This window comes from Commensalibacter melissae, from assembly GCF_003691365.1.
In the GTDB taxonomy this organism is placed as follows: domain Bacteria; phylum Pseudomonadota; class Alphaproteobacteria; order Acetobacterales; family Acetobacteraceae; genus Commensalibacter; species Commensalibacter melissae.
In genome coordinates this window covers 991,667-1,007,478 of record NZ_CP033087.1, presented here as the reverse complement: position 1 = coordinate 1,007,478, position 15,812 = coordinate 991,667, and the positions used below count along the sequence as shown (strand labels likewise).

Here is a 15,812-nt window from a genome sequence, read left to right as displayed (position 1 = left end):
TCTTATTTAGATGCTTATATAATGAGTATGACGAAGCTAGAACGTCTTACTTTAACAAATTTCCGTAATTTTGAACGACTTGTTTGGACTGTTCCAAGCCAAAAAATCGTGGCTTACGGTCCAAATGCAAGTGGTAAAACAAATTTATTAGAATCGTTGTCCTTGTTGGTTCCTGGTAGAGGATTACGTAAAGCAAGAATTGAAGATTTGGCCAATAATAATAATCAGACTCAGGGATGGGGGGTAGTAGGTGAATTTTCAAATCAGCAATATGATAGCAATTTTACACTTTCTACGGGCTGTTTTCCTTTTTCATCAAAACGACAATACAGGATTAACGGCAATATAATTCAAAATCAGAATGAAATTACTCGCTATCTTGCGGCTGTTTGGTTAACACCTCAAATGGATCGACTATTTTTAGAAGGTCCATCTGGTCGAAGACGGTTTCTTGATCAACTTATAATTAGTCTGGAGGGATATTATGCCAAAGAATTGGCAGCTTATGAAAAATCACTTTTTCAAAGAAATAAATTACTTTCAGCAAATGTGTTGGATCATAATTGGCTGAAAGCGGTTGAAGAATCAATGGCAAGACATGCCGTGGCTATAACTGCAGCGAGAATTAATTTTATCCAGCAATTAAATCAAATAAATATTATACAAAAAGCTTTTCCTGAAACCCTGTTAAAATTAAATTGTTCCATTGCCGATTATCTTATGAAACATCCTGCCTTGGTAACGGAAGACTATCTGAAACAGAAATGGAAAATGAATCGAGATCAAGATGCGGAGAATAGATCAACTGCTTTAGGTTGCCATCGGATGGATGTTGTCTTTTTTGAAAATAAAAGTAATATTTCTGCGCAGATGGCGAGTACAGGTCAGCAAAAAGCGATTTTAATTAGTGTTATATTAAAACTGCTTGAATTAATTAAAACAAATAAGAAAATTCAACCTTTGTTACTTTTGGACGAACCACTCACGCATCTTGATTCCTATCATAGGAAAATTCTACTTTCCAGTCTTCTTGATATTGATAGTTTTGTTATTATCACAGGGAACGAGATATCTGATTTTTATGATTTTGAGAAAAACTACGATTTTTTAAACTTGAATCATGGAAAAATAGTATGATTATTTATTCTTTCTGGTAAAATAAATGTTCTTTTATGCGCATTATTACCCATTTATTGTTTAATAAAAATAAATATAAATTTAATTATTTCTGGAGCCCCATTGAACATGGTTAATACTAACGATAATTCAATTCATTCATCTCATTTAAATAATGATAGTGATAATGAATATGATGCCTCTTCAATTTCTGTATTAAAAGGGCTGGAGGCAGTTAGGAAAAGACCCGGCATGTATATTGGAGATACAGATGATGGATCCGGATTGCATCATATGGTATTTGAAATCGTTGACAATGCCGTTGATGAAGCCCAAGCCGGATTTGCCGATCAGTGTATATTAACGTTATGTAAAGATGGCAGCATAAGAGTTAGGGATAACGGTCGTGGCATACCCATTGATATTCATCCTGAAGAGGGAATAAGTGCTGCTGAGGTAGTGTTGACAAAATTGCATGCAGGCGGAAAATTCAATCAGAATTCCTATAAGGTTTCAGGTGGGCTCCATGGGGTGGGTGCAGCAGTTGTCAATGCGTTGTCTGAATGGATGGAAGTACGTATCTGGCGAAATGGTAAGGAATATTTTATCCGTTTCGAAAATGGTGAAACAGTTCAATCCTTAACGGAAAAAGGATCAAGTGATGAACCGACTGGTACTGAAGTCACCTTTAAACCAAGTAAAGAAATTTTTACGCATATTGTATTTGAATTTGGAATATTAACTCGCCGCCTACGTGAACTTGCCTTTTTGAATTCAGGTATGGAAATAATCGTTACAGATGAACGTGAAGATGAAGTTGTAAAGGAAGAATTCCATTACGAGGGTGGTCTAAGTGAATTTGTCAAATGGTTAACTAAATCGAAAAATAACCTTATTGATCCCATTACCGGTAGTTTCTATAACGAAAAAACCAACATTAAAGTGGAATGTTCCTTGGTATGGAATGATACCTATAATGAACATGTATTATGTTTCACAAACAATATTCCCCAAAAGGATGGTGGAACTCATCTCGCAGGTTTTCGTCAATCCCTAACACGTATAGTGGGAAAATATGCGGATGAAGTTTTAAATAATAATAAAAAAGGATCCCTTGGATTAATAGGAGATGATATGCGTGAGGGATTGACCGCCATATTATCTGTAAAAGTTCCTGATCCTAAATTTTCATCTCAAACAAAAGATAAACTTGTATCCTCGGAAGTTCAACCCGCTGTTCAGAATTCAATATCCGATATGCTTGGCCATTGGTTTGAAACCCATCCAAAAGAAGCAAAACTAATCATTTCCAAAGCGTTTGATGCTGCTTCAGCTCGTGAAGCAGCACGTAAAGCCAGAGAGCTTACCCGAAGAAAAGGCGTTCTGGACGTTTCTTCCTTACCCGGTAAATTAGCTGACTGTCAGGAAAAAGATCCTGCACAATCGGAAATCTTTATTGTTGAGGGAGATTCAGCTGGTGGTACTGCAAAACAGGGAAGGGATCGCCGTTTTCAAGCAATTTTGCCACTAAAAGGCAAAATTTTGAATGTTGAACGTGCACGATTTGACAGAATGTTAAATTCTGCTGAAATTGGTACGCTTATAACAGCCCTTGGAACAGGTATTGGTAGAGGAGATGTTGAACAAGGTGGCTTTTCTCTTGAAAAGTTAAGATACCACAAGATTGTTATTATGACAGATGCGGATGTGGATGGATCACATATACGTACATTATTATTAACTTTCTTTTTCCGTCAGATGCCTGAACTGATTGAAAAGGGATACGTTTATATTGCGCAACCCCCACTATACAGAGCAAAAAGAGGTAATGACGAACGATATTTAAAAAATGATGAAGCGCTTGAAGATTATCTATTGAAAAAAGCGATAAATAATACAGCTTTGTACTTGGCCGATGGAACAGAGCTTAGAGAAAACGAGCTTGAAAATCATGTAAAAGATTATTCATCTATACTTCATCGTTTGAAATTTTTTGAAAAATATGCACCTTTATGGATTCTCGAACAAGCGGTCATGTGCGGTGTTTTAAACGAAGATAATATGAATGATCCAAAATGTCGCCAGGAATTACAAGATCGACTTGACAGTTTATCCGCAAAATCAGAAAGAGGATGGCAAATCAGTGTTGAAGATGGAATGAAAATTCATCGTGTAGTGAGAGGTGTCAAGGAATCTTATTCTATACCTTTTTCCATTATTAAAAGTAAAAATGCTGCTTGGATTAATCAGCACAGGCAAAAATTGATTACTGATTTTAATGAACCTGCAAACTTGTCCATTGATAAAAAAGATGAAAAAGTGAGCGGTCCATCTTTAGTATATAAATTACTAATGAATAACGGAAAAAAAGGTTTGGCCATTAATCGCTTTAAAGGGCTTGGTGAAATGAATGATGATCAGCTTTGGAATACAACTCTTGATCCTGCTACACGGACTTTATTGCAGGTAAAAGTGGGGGACCTTGAAAATGCAGATGAAATTTTCACAACATTGATGGGTGATGTTGTGGAACCAAGAAGAGATTTTATTGTTGATAATGCGTTGACCGTTGCAAACCTTGATATTTGATTTCAATGTACTTTATTAAGTTAAAGATAAATTGAATATCAATATCCGTATTTTAATCCGTTATTGTTATTATTAATAAAATATTATTACATTCATTATTTTATTAGGGATATAGGTTAAAAAATGTTCTGTCCATTTTGTGGAAATGAAGATACCCAGGTCAAGGATAGCCGCTCCACAGAGGACGGGACTGCCATCCGACGTAGACGCATTTGTATTAAATGCAATCAGCGTTTTACAACTATTGAACGAATTCAACCAAGAGACTTGATGGTTTTGAAACGAAATGGACAAAGAGTTCCGTTTGATAAAGAAAAGCTTGTGCGTTCAATCGAACTTGCAATGCGTAAACGTCCTTTTAGGGCTACAGATATTGATCAGATTGCCAATAAACTAGAAAAACAATTTGTTGATTTAGGTGACAATGTTATTTCATCTGAATCTATAGGTGCTGCAACCATGGAAATGCTGAAAAAAATTGACAAGGTTGCCTATATACGTTTTGCCAGTGTTTACTGTGATTTTCAGGTTATTGAAGATTTTGCCGAACTTCTTCCTACCCTTGAACATCACGAAAAATAGTAAATTATAATTAATATAAGTTTTTTAATTTTAGGATGATAATGAGCGACCAAAAAAATAAAATAAAAAGACCAAGAACGTTAACCCGAATTGCAGCGGTCCAGGCTATTTTTCAATGGGAACAGGGTATTGAAAAAGCTGCGAATTTATTGATAGAGCAATTTCTGATTCATCGTATTTCACCTGATTTTCATGATGAAACTTATATTGATGGTAAAACTCATATTCCTAACATTCCACTTTTTACTTCAGTTGTTCAGGGATTTGTACATCGATCTCCAGAAATTGATAGAATAATTAAATCATCATTACCAAATGAATGGCCTTTTCAACGGTTGGATCCTATTATTAGAGCCATATTAAGAGCTGCAGTTACAGAACTTTTACTTGATAATATTGAACCACCAAAAAAAGTTATTATCAATGAATATATTGATGTTTCACATGCGTTTAGTAATGGTGATGAATCTGTATTGATTAATGGAATTCTTAATAATCTTGCCAACCGTTTAAGGAAAGAAATGGAAAACAAGGCCTAATTTATGGAGTTGCCCCCCGAATTTCAGATCATTGATCAATATTTTAAAAAATTAAGTGGCCCTGAAGCTCTTGACCTTACTGATGATGCTGCAATTGTATCCTTGAATCAAAATGAAGAAATTGTATTGACTATGGATGCTATATCTGAAGATGTTCATTTTTTCAAAAATGATCCAGCTGATCTTATTGCTCGCAAATTGTTGAGATGTAATATTTCTGATTTAGCTGCAATGGGAGCAAAACCATATGGATATTTATTGGCATTATCACTTCCAGACCAATACTTTAACCATCAGTGGATGAATCTTTTCACAAAAGGATTGGCCTATGATCAAAAGAAATATGGTCTTTCTCTATTTGGGGGAGATACAACAAAAAGTTTGAATAGTATGACTTTATCCGTAACAATGTTAGGAAAAGTTAAAAAAGGTCAAGCAATACGTCGAAATACTGCTAAACCAACTGACGGAATTTGGGTAACAGGAACCATTGGTGATGCTGCCATGGGTTTATTAGCTTTAGATGGTAAAATATCTACTAATCAATATTTTATTGATCGTTATCATATACCTCAACCTAGGATTGAATTATCGTTAAATCAAATTGCATCAGCGGCCATGGATATTTCAGACGGCCTTGTACAGGATCTCAGTCACTTAACTCGAGAAAGTAGGGTTGATGCTGTTATATATACCAATTCAATACCATTATCAAATGAGGCTAAAAAATTTCAAAAGAATTATTTCCAAACGTATATTACAGGCGGTGATGATTATGAACTTATTCTTACAATACCTGTTAACAAAGAAAATAAAGCACTTGAAGAATCTAAACGTGTTGGTATCAAATTAACAAAAATTGGCTATTGCACAGAATATAACAATGGTCAAATACACATTTTGGATGAATATAATAATGAAATCAAATTAAGGAAATTAGGTTGGAGTCATATTTAAAATTTTAAAGAACTAATTGATAAAAATATATATTTTTTATAAAGTGAGTTGGCATAATATATATTATACGTTTTTTATAATAATTTATTAACTTATTTCCATTAATTATTCATATCATTTTTAATGATAAAATTATCTAATTTTTTATAAATATTCAATCGTTAAAAAACTATTAACATATTTTTCTACAATTTAATTTCATTATTGATGGTGACCGAGTTTGTTCCATTCACGACCGTGTCAATGGCCGTCTTGCCATAGGTCGTGGTTTTGCCCCAGCTCACCGATGCATCCCCTCTCGCTCCAAACGCGAACCCGTGCGCTCCCACATTGGCATTCGCCCCTATATCCTCCCTGTTCCCGGAGCTGGTCGTCTTGCTTCGACTGGTTCTGTATCCCGCATTCAGGCTGATATCCCGGCCCGCATTGAATATCACGTCGTTCCCGCTGATACTGCTGGCCGTGGCTTTGATATCCTTCACCGCATTCACACTCACTTTCTCTCCAGCCTTTATGGTCGATCCGGTATCCGTGACCGTCGTCGACGTCATGTGACTCTTATTCGATGAATGCGTGAAGGTCGCCGTGATCCCTATAAGGTTGTAGTCAACGGCTGTCGCCGCTCCATGGGCAAACGCTCCCGTCAGGATCCCGCTTTTCCCCAATCCCGCGTTGAGACCCTGGCTCGCCATGTCCGCGGCGTTTAGCGCCTCCATTCTCTCATCCGTCGTGTTGGCCGCCGCAAAGCCCGTCTTCGCAAGATTCGCCAGCAAGCCACTAGCACTCAGGCCTATCCCCGTAAAGCTGTCCTTATGTTTCTGGTCGCCCTTGAAAACATCCTGGACCGCATTGAAATTCACTGAATCTCCGGACATATTGATATCCCTGCCCGCAATAACATTGGAACCGTTGATATTGATATCCTTGCCTGCATTCAGGTTAACATTACCCTCGGTTGAGATAATGTCACTGGCCGTATGCAGGGAATTGGATGTCGACTTTTTATCAGTGACGTTCTTTTGGCCAATTTGCACGCTCAATTGCGCCTCGTTCGTGAAAAAACCGAACTTCTTCGTCTGGTGATAATCATATGTTAAATTCAATTATCATCTGCGTCATGCCTGCAGTCAGCCTGTTTAAATCACCCAAGGAAAACCACTGCCCTGTCTATTTCTTCTTGTTAATGTTTGCCTCCACCTTAACAATTTCAGGATGTTCCTGATTGATGAGATAAACCTTATACTGTCCAATCATGTCTGGATAATTATGCCATACTGCCGTTGTTAAATGATCAAGAATATAGGCAGAATTATTTGCTTCCGTGTTGATTGACCCAAAACCCTCAAATATCGTTTCATAGTTGGATGGATGCTCCGGAGCTAAACAAAAATCTGTGCTTAATGGAGTTACATTACATTTAAATAACTCATTATCCTTTCCTGCCGGTCTGACCAGTCTAACTTTATAGTCTACATATTTATAGGTAAACACATCCGCGTTTGTTTTCCACAACTCGGGATTTCCATTGGTATCAGTGAATAGAGGGGTTTGATAGGTTCTCACAACCGTATCATCCTTTGTCGTGTCTCTATTTGTATCTATCAAGGCAATGACATTTGGATGACCATCATTCTTTGGATCCAACCCATCATTGACAACCCTATATCCCAATTCCTTCAGACGATCTTCTGTATATATTTTGGCCATACCTATATCCATTGCTAAATTATTATAAGTCAACCAATCCTTATCATCGCTTCGTGCCTTTTTAACCATTTCTTGAATTTTGTATGGCACAAGGACGGCGATGACATCATTAGTTTTGGATAGGGGTCTGGCTGTGCCCAGTCTATTATTTACAGGTGAATAATACTTCCCTGGACCACAGGCTGAAAGTAGCAAGCATAGTCCAAATCCGTAAAGATAGTTAGATTTTGTCATTCTGGTTTCCTTTTTGTGAAGAGGCTTTCTGTCCCTGTGAACTGGTCATGGGTTTTAGCGGATTTCTGGACCTGCCATCCTGATCACGGGGCTTTCTCGCATGTTTGAGGTCCGGATTGCTTATATTTGGTGCATTCTGTTTCAATGCCGTCAGGCCACCCGCTGTCGCGTCAAGGGACATGTTGTCGCCAGAGGTCGCAATACCCGCCAGTGCTCCTGATCCCCCAACTATCACGTTCTGCGTCATGCCCGCAATCAGCCTGTTTAAATCATTCGTCTCATCATATGTCGGATTTTTTTGCGAAACATTACCTTTTTGTCCTTTAGATTTAGTTTTTTGAAGATTTTCTTGGTAATTGAAGCCTTTCTTGTTTTCTTTTGTTGAAACACCATTATTATTAGGTTTGAGAGGATTTTCCATTGGAGGAGCTTTTTGTCAGCAATTACCTGACCGATATTTGGCAGCTCTGTATTGACAGCATCAGTCGCGGCAACACCCGCAACCGTTGCGCCAACATCCCCGCCCCCAAGCGCAGCCCCTGTAATAGAGGCAATTCCAGAAGCCCCCATCTTCATTATGTCCCTGTCACTGATTTCACCAGATGGGGTGGCCGTTACATTCGTGCCCTTGCCGCCATTGGGCTTAAGGGCGTTCCCTGACTGCGCATGATTGTCCTGGTTGGGTTTCTTGTCATTGTATACCGTGTTGATAATAGCATCCGATATGGTGTTGATCGTCTGCGTAATTTCATTCTGTTTCTTGAAATTGCTGTCAATTTTATTTGCATCAAACCGATCAGCAAGATAACCATTGGCTGCATCTGGATCACGAGAGATAGTGCCAGAAATTGATCCCGCATTGATGGTTATATTCTCCCCTATGGCCGCTTCCGTCTTAGAATGCTCATTATGTGTGGTAATATTACCCGTAAAGCCGGGACCAACAACCTTGTTCAAAACATTGCCGGGCAATAGATTGTTTTCTTTCTCGTCAGTGGCTACACCGGCAACCGTATACTGGCTCTTGAGCGTTTCGGTTCCATTGACATTAAGTCCGCTCCAAATCGAATGGTTATCAAGACTGTTGCCAACCAAATTATAATTTGCAGCTGAACTGTTATTTTTATTCGCTTTATTAATTTTGTCTATTTCTTGGGGAGTCATATTGCCTTTAATGGCTTGATCTTTGATCCCTGCTTTACCCAAACCGGTATGTATACCGGCATAACCCGCTTTGATACCATCAGTTAATATTGTTGTCTTACTGGTAGAATTGGCTGCAGCCAGTCCCAAACCCGCCATACCTCCAGCTACGGATTTTGTGTCAACCCCTGCTGTTAGCCCTGTAAAGCTGTCCTTGTGTTTTTGATCCCCTTTTACAATATTCTGAACAGTATTAAAGTTCACTGTATCTCCAGACATATTGATATCTTTGTTTGCATATATCATTGACCCATTAACATTGATGTCTTTTGCAGCATTTGCGTTAACACTACCCTCAGTTGAATTTATCATTGATCCTTGCCAGAGAGTTGAGGAATTACGGTTTTGATCAGTAATTTTTTTATTACCTACTTGTACACTCATTCCCTCGGATTGCTAAAGAAACCAGTCTTGTTGACATGATGATAAGTATAATCATCTATTGTGGATTTTAATGCATTTTCAGTAATGTTATTCCCTGCATCAATATTGATATCCCGAGTTGATTCAATAATTCCTGCAATATTCACATCTTTGTTTGCAAATAAATTTGTCTCACCACCTGAAAAAATATTTGATCCCATTTCTTTTGAATAAGCATGCTTATCCTCGAACGAACTTGAATTGAAGGCACCTGATTTATGTCCCCTAACATCGGTGAGGCCCTTGTCCGTGACGGCGTTCAGGCCGATATTGCCCGCGGATGACAGGGCTGCATCACCCCCGACATTCAGGGTGCTGCCCGCAAGGTTCAGGTCACCCCTTGTGGATTGCAGGATGGCGTTTCTACCGGCACTGACCATGGTTCCATAGTTCTTGGTCTGGTTACCGTTAAAGGCCAGCATTTCATGCTTTCCGTAACTGGCGCTGGAGGCGGCGGCATTCAGCTGTGCGGCACCGATATCGATCGAACCGGCCTGCATCGCCATATCGGATCCGGACTGGATGCTTCCACCACGGCTGATGATGCTGTCACTCGCCTTGATCCCCATGGTTCCAGAGGCAAGGATCTTTCCCTGTGAACCAAGATAGGAGGATGTTCCCCCCTCAACAAGATAGTTGTTGATCGTGTCGCGGTTGATGATCGAGCCGTTCTGGGCATTAAGGGACATGTCCCCGCCCCTTATGGTTCCGCCATCATTGATGATGTTGCCATGTGTGCTGGTGAGCGCGATCGAGTGTGTCCCCTCCATCAGGCCGGAATTGAGAATGGAGCCGGCCTGGATGCCGACATCCTTGCCCACTATGGCAGCACCAGATATCACCGCGGTTTTTGGAGAAAGATACAGCTGGGGAACCAGCACCTGTCTGCCATCAACCAGCGCGGGAACATACCAGACAATATCCTTCGCAAGTGAGGCCTGTTCTATCATTTCATTAACAATTTGAATTCCCGTCTAGCTATTAAACTACTTTTTTTTAATTAAAAGAATTTTAATTAAACAATTAATTATTTTTATAGAGTTTTAAAATTTGCGAATACAAATCGGAATAATTACATATGTATATATACACATAAATATTAATAATAAATATAAATAGAATTGAAATAATATTGAATGTGTGAGAAAAAAAAATTAATATTATTGTAAATGGAAAAAAAATAATAAATAAAAGACAAAAAATACATCTTTTACAAAGAAAAAAATTAATAATAATAATAATGCATAAATATCAAGTAATATAAAAGGTAAACAATTATTAAAATTTCTTGATATATAAAAATCAAGCAATAAACTTAACTCAATAAATACTATTATATAAATTCTTATATAATTAATATTAATTATGAGATTATTCTCATTAATTATCGATATCACATTAATTAATATTAAACTTAATAAAGTTATTATATTTACAAATAATTTTATAACAAGTTTTTTATTGATATTTTTTTTAGAGAATATTAACATAATATTATTTTTTATTTAATATATTTTCATTTATAAATATTTTTATAATTTTATAAATACAAATTGGAACTATAATAATTGTATATATCCACATAATCAATAATGATATTGCTAATCCTAAAACAATAAAAATGGAATGATGATAAACGTCTGATGCCCACATAAGTAACGATATTAATGAAAATGGAAATATTATTGAATATATAAAAAATTAAATATATTTTAATTATAAAAAAAATAATTAAATATATTACTGTATATAATTCTAATAAAATATATGGTTTATAGTTTAAATAATTTTTTTTAATAAAAAATATTAAATATTAGACTTAGAATGATATATATTATTATTAATAATCTTATATATAAAATATTAATAATATATTCTGATTTAAAAAAAAATGGATTATTACATCTTAATAAAAGATATAAAATAAAAAAATTTATAATAATTTTACTTAATATTAAATAGTTTATTAATTGGAATTTTTCAATTTTTTGCATAATAGTATTACATTTCACCCTTACTTGTGATTAACATCATGAGACAATTGATCTTTGGTCTTATAATATTCATGGTTGGTTGCCCTATGAACAACTGTGGCAAAATGCAATCCACCAGAATTCAAGATATTATAGGGATACAAGATACCCTGATCTTCTGGCACAGCTGAAATATATTCTGTTTTAGTTCCTGTTATGGGATCATTGATCGGTGAATGAGGAGGAATATTAACTGTAGTATCGATTGCTTTAGTGTTTGTAAGAAGTTCTGAAATGATATTTGCCGCTTGTATTGGTGCTGAAACACTATTTATCCCATTATTTATAATATAATTTGATCCATCTTGAAATAAATGTAAAAACTCTCCCTTAATATAGGTATTGTATGATGTATGAAATAACGGATCATTTACTGTAATATCATTTAATCCTGCAGCATTCGATGTCACTGAACTTAATCCTGACGCTTCACCAGCCGCATTTGCCAATCCTCCACCAAGTGAATTTCCAGCAAGTATCGGTGATCTACCACCTATATTCTGGTATATTTGATTGAATTCTTTACCTATATTTTGAGCCGCACTATATTCTGGCGAACCAAGTCCCAATCCTTGTGTAAAATCCTCAATTCCTTCCCACATATTTGTTGTACCTTTAAAGATTATCATAGGCGGAGTCAACGGATTATCAGGATCATTAGGCAGATACATAACTGATTCTAAATTTGTTGATTTTCCAGTTTCCGGATTTTTGGGATGATACAACATTTTGCTCAAACCATCCTGACCATCTATTCCCATCTTTCTCAACTCCTCATCCGTGGGAACATGATATTCGTCAGGTGGTAAAGCATCCTTATTGATTTTTCCATTTGCATCATAATATCCCCTGCTTTTTTCTGGAAAACCATGCACATACCCATCTGCCGCATGGTCGGCAATTTCCTTTTCCTCCATTGTCTGAACCAGTTTTTCATATCCTCCTTTTTGTATAGCTTTTTTGACCACTCCCCATGCTGTATCATTATATTCATTTATTAAGGATGCAATAGATGCCCCGTTTAATGCTTCCGTGGCACCTCCAACTGCACCGCCTGCTGCCGCTCCCGCTCCCGTAGATGCTGCATTGGTCAACAAATTGCCTATTGTTTCTGTTACAGCATTGTCACCATAATGATAGCCCAGATATTCCCCAAGTTTATTGCCAACAATATTTCCGGCCACCTTACCGGCAACTGTACTTGCAACGGCCGCTCCTGCGTTTCCACCAGTGACAGCGGCAATGGCGGCACTTCCTCCGGATTCAATTAGAATACGTCCGATATTATTTTTTGCATTCGTCTCGTCAAAACCCCATACACCGCTATTGTCCAGCCTGTCAGATACCTGTCCCATCACCTCACCAACAAGCTGCATTCCCGTCTGGCTGTTTTGCAATTCATTGGCAAGCCTGTTCGCATCAAACCGATTCTTTATATGACCATTTGCCTCATCCACGCTGGTGGCATACTGGCCGGTCACACTACCGGCATGTACCGTTATGTTATCTGATATGGCTGACTGACTGATGCTTTGTTCAGCATGTTTTCTCTGCGTTCCGCTAATCAGACCAGAATTTGCGGCAATATTGCTGCCAATATAGCCAAGGGGACCCAAGCTGCCTCCAAGTCCTGCACCTCCAAGGTTTAATCCGCCTCCTGTAGCTGTCGCTTTCCATCTGGATTGATTGCTTTCACTTTCAGCAACCAGTCTTCCTGTATCAAAATGGTTTTTGGACTGAGCTGCCGTGCTGCTGATTACACCCGCCTTTAGATGCGTTGTATCCCCAACATGGATATCCACCCCTTCTTTGCCAGCGTAAATGCCAGAAAGCTGTTTGCCTGTGCTTTGATAATTATCCCTGATCTTTTGATTGCCATAGCTGACACCTCCAGCAGCTGATCCCGCACCAAGTGGTATTTTGATGCTGGCCCCGGCCTGGCTCGAGTTGCTCTTATAATGAGAGATGTCCTGAGGGGTTACAATATCAAGATTGCCTGTATTGACACCGACATGATCGCCAGATACCGTCGCACCGTTGATCGTCGTTTTGCCAGAAGCATTGATTTTTACATCATTGGAGGCTGTAACCGTGGTGTTCACTGATGTCAAGCTATTCCCCCGGGCATGTTGGGAGGATCCCTGACCATTGGCACCAAGTGATAATCCTGCACTACCTATCTCTATACCAGCCTCTCCTCCATAACTGTGACTTTTGCTATATTCATGCGTCGTGTCCCAGCCAGATTGCAATATTACATCATTGCCAGTCAGGGATACGTTATTACCGGCAAGATGGGCTGCCGTTGCAGTTAAATCACCATTATGAACATCCGCCCTGTTATCCCCACGAGCCACAACATTGAGTTCATTACCGGCAACAGCTGAGGATCCAACCACATTGCTTTGTGAATATTCGCTGTATGATTTGCCAACATTAAATCCAAGTGCTGCAGTTCCAGAAATCAAACCTCCTCCAGTGTTGTTTCCATTCGTTGCAAGGGCATTGCCAGCTACATATCCGCCCTGCATCGCATTCAGGGTTCTGCCAGCCGCACTACCCTTGCCGTGCATGTCAGAGGCTGACTGTCCTGAACGAGCCGCTTGGCCAGCCGCCGAATCCCCGGACAATCCTACACTTAAGCCCGCAAATACCGATGATCTTTTATGCGTTTCTTCTACTGTATTGTTCACTGTATTGAAATTTACTGACGATCCACTGATGTTAAGATCATTGCCAGCACTTAAATCAGTTCCCGTAAAGGTTGATGATCCCCCAGATACAAGATTCAAATCATGACCAGCACTGATTTTACTTGGTGTCCAATGAACTGTTTTGCTGGTATCTGTCTGCTTCATTGAGTGATAGCCAATTGATGCCATACCCCCGTTGAAACTTGCCCCCAATCCAGACTTGCTTTCATGATGATAATTGCTTGTTGTATCCTTAAGTGCGATGGTGGCTATATTATTACCGGCAACAAGATTAACGTCTTCCTTGCCTGTAACTGTACCAGCTACATTCAGATCATGACCTGCAGAAATACTGATGTTTTTTCCTGCCCCAACAAGAGTTCCTATTTCTTCACTTTGTTGAGGAATATCCTTAAGATTTTCCTTTTGCAATAACCCAGAACTTTTATGTTCGGCATAAGAAGATACGGTATTGGTAACAGTTCCAAGATTTACATCATGACCTGCAGCAAGAGTTGTGTTTTCTCCTGATAAAATGACCGAACCAGCAGTGTTAATATCATGGGTTGCACCCATGCTAATATTTCCATTGGCAATGACATTACTGCTGATTGCTTCAGAATAATTTCTCTTATCCTCGAACGAACTTGAATTGAATGCACCTGATTTATGTCCCCTAACATCGGTGAGGCCCTTGTCCGTGACGGCGTCAATGGCTGTATTGGTGCCATTGAGATTGTCACTGCCACCCATGATGCCGGTAATCGCACTCGCCCCGCCAATGATACCGGTATGGATCATGCCGCTGGCTATCTTGTCTATATCCGTCGTGTCATCGTATCCATAAGAAAGAAGAATGCTATAAAATTATTTAGGAATATCAGTGACTTTGGTAACCTCGAAGAAAGGCTGGCTGATTTGAATTACACGTTTTTTACCCAGCAAATTGGGATATTGATACAATACCGATGATACCAAATGATTTTCTATATAATCAGGATCTCGTGCATTTGTTGTCATCGTACCTACACCATAAAAGATTGTTTTATAATTAGAAATATCCTTCCAAAAGCGATCTGGAAAAGTACAAAAATTGATACTTAATGAGGAATTGTTGCATTGATAAAGGGGGTTGTCTTTACCAATGGGTCTTACCAGTTTAATACCATAAACTATTCTATTCATGGCGACCTCATCGACATGACTTGTCCACATGGTGGTCGCACCTGTACTTGGATCGCTTGAATATGGTTCGTTGGATATAAACCTTTGTGTATAGGTATTAACTAATCTAGAATCAACCAATGCAAATACGGTTGGCTTTCCGCCATGCGTCATGGCCTGTCTTTCATTACCCTGGCTATCAATCCAGTCTATTTTTTTTGGTTGTCCACTATCTCCACCATCTAATCCTGTATCAGTTAATTGATAACCTAAAGCCTGCAATCTTTTTTCTGAATAAATTTTAGCCATACCAATGTAAAATGCAAGTTTTGAACCTTTAGCTAACCAATCGGGATCATTACTTCTTGCCTTGGCAACATATTTTTTAATTCTATCCGGAACAACGACCCTGATTATATCATCCGTTTTGGAAAGGGGTTTCGCATCTCCCTTCCTATTCCATATAGGAATGTAAAACTTGTTGGCACAGGCGGTTAAGGATAAACACAGCATCATTAAACTAGCCAAAGAATAAAGTCTCATTTTGTATCCCCTTTCTTTTCAGTCCGCTC

General features: G+C 38.4%; 13 protein-coding genes. 6 read left to right on the top strand and 7 right to left on the bottom strand.

All coding sequences use genetic code 11. The features are described from left to right. Positions 1-21 precede the first annotated feature (21 nt). The 5 genes from recF to thiL all read left to right on the top strand — a co-directional run bounded on the left by recF (position 22) and on the right by thiL (position 5,783). On the top strand, positions 22-1,137 hold the full coding sequence (recF, locus tag D9V35_RS04550) for a DNA replication/repair protein RecF (RefSeq protein WP_122123556.1): 1,116 nt from the start codon (positions 22-24) through the stop codon (positions 1,135-1,137). A gap of 108 nt (positions 1,138-1,245) precedes the next feature. Continuing rightward, positions 1,246-3,705: a DNA topoisomerase (ATP-hydrolyzing) subunit B gene (gyrB, locus tag D9V35_RS04545; RefSeq protein WP_122123555.1), complete on the top strand. Its 2,460-nt coding sequence runs from the start codon at positions 1,246-1,248 to the stop codon at positions 3,703-3,705. A gap of 123 nt (positions 3,706-3,828) precedes the next feature. Beyond that, positions 3,829-4,287 carry a transcriptional regulator NrdR gene (gene nrdR, locus D9V35_RS04540; RefSeq protein WP_122123554.1) on the top strand — a complete coding sequence of 153 codons (459 nt, stop codon included), beginning with the start codon at positions 3,829-3,831 and terminating at the stop codon, positions 4,285-4,287. A 41-nt stretch (positions 4,288-4,328) separates the two neighbouring features. Next, positions 4,329-4,826: a transcription antitermination factor NusB gene (gene nusB, locus D9V35_RS04535; RefSeq protein WP_162988579.1), complete on the top strand. Its 498-nt coding sequence runs from the start codon at positions 4,329-4,331 to the stop codon at positions 4,824-4,826. Positions 4,827-4,829: 3 nt separating this feature from the next. Beyond that, positions 4,830-5,783, top strand: a complete 954-nt coding sequence (thiL, locus tag D9V35_RS04530; RefSeq protein ID WP_122123552.1) for a thiamine-phosphate kinase — start codon at positions 4,830-4,832, stop codon at positions 5,781-5,783. Positions 5,784-5,968: 185 nt separating this feature from the next. Here the strand turns inward: thiL and D9V35_RS04525 are convergent, their stop codons facing one another. The 5 genes from D9V35_RS04525 to D9V35_RS04505 all read right to left on the bottom strand — a co-directional run bounded on the left by D9V35_RS04525 (position 5,969) and on the right by D9V35_RS04505 (position 10,039). Next, positions 5,969-6,886, bottom strand: coding sequence for a hemagglutinin repeat-containing protein (locus D9V35_RS04525; RefSeq protein ID WP_122123551.1), 918 nt, complete (start codon positions 6,884-6,886; stop codon positions 5,969-5,971). 64 nt (positions 6,887-6,950) lie between these two features. Further along, complete coding sequence (locus D9V35_RS04520; protein WP_122123550.1) at positions 6,951-7,724, bottom strand: hypothetical protein; 774 nt, start codon at positions 7,722-7,724, stop codon at positions 6,951-6,953. Then, positions 7,711-7,971 carry a hypothetical protein gene (locus D9V35_RS04515; protein WP_122123549.1) on the bottom strand — a complete coding sequence of 87 codons (261 nt, stop codon included), beginning with the start codon at positions 7,969-7,971 and terminating at the stop codon, positions 7,711-7,713. Before D9V35_RS04515 ends, D9V35_RS04520 begins: the two co-directional genes overlap by 14 nt. A gap of 17 nt (positions 7,972-7,988) precedes the next feature. Next, the gene (locus tag D9V35_RS04510) at positions 7,989-9,311 is read right to left on the bottom strand and encodes a hypothetical protein (protein WP_122123548.1); all 1,323 of its coding nucleotides are present in this window, start codon (positions 9,309-9,311) and stop codon (positions 7,989-7,991) included. Next, positions 9,308-10,039 (bottom strand): hemagglutinin repeat-containing protein, encoded by a 732-nt coding sequence (locus D9V35_RS04505; RefSeq protein WP_162988578.1) that lies wholly within the window; start codon positions 10,037-10,039, stop codon positions 9,308-9,310. The genes D9V35_RS04510 and D9V35_RS04505 overlap by 4 nt, the downstream gene beginning before the upstream one ends. Here D9V35_RS04505 and D9V35_RS09345 point away from each other — a divergent pair. Next, on the top strand, positions 10,038-10,316 hold the full coding sequence (locus D9V35_RS09345; protein ID WP_162988577.1) for a hypothetical protein: 279 nt from the start codon (positions 10,038-10,040) through the stop codon (positions 10,314-10,316). The genes D9V35_RS04505 and D9V35_RS09345 overlap by 2 nt on opposite strands. Positions 10,317-11,364: 1,048 nt before the next feature. Here D9V35_RS09345 and D9V35_RS04490 read toward each other — a convergent pair. Both D9V35_RS04490 and D9V35_RS04485 read right to left on the bottom strand, forming a co-directional pair. Next, a complete protein-coding gene (locus tag D9V35_RS04490; protein ID WP_122123544.1) occupies positions 11,365-14,877 on the bottom strand; it encodes a hemagglutinin repeat-containing protein in 3,513 nt (1,170 codons plus the stop codon). 66 nt (positions 14,878-14,943) lie between these two features. Beyond that, positions 14,944-15,783 carry a hypothetical protein gene (locus D9V35_RS04485; protein WP_122123543.1) on the bottom strand — a complete coding sequence of 280 codons (840 nt, stop codon included), beginning with the start codon at positions 15,781-15,783 and terminating at the stop codon, positions 14,944-14,946. Between the last annotated feature and the right edge of the window lie 29 nt (positions 15,784-15,812).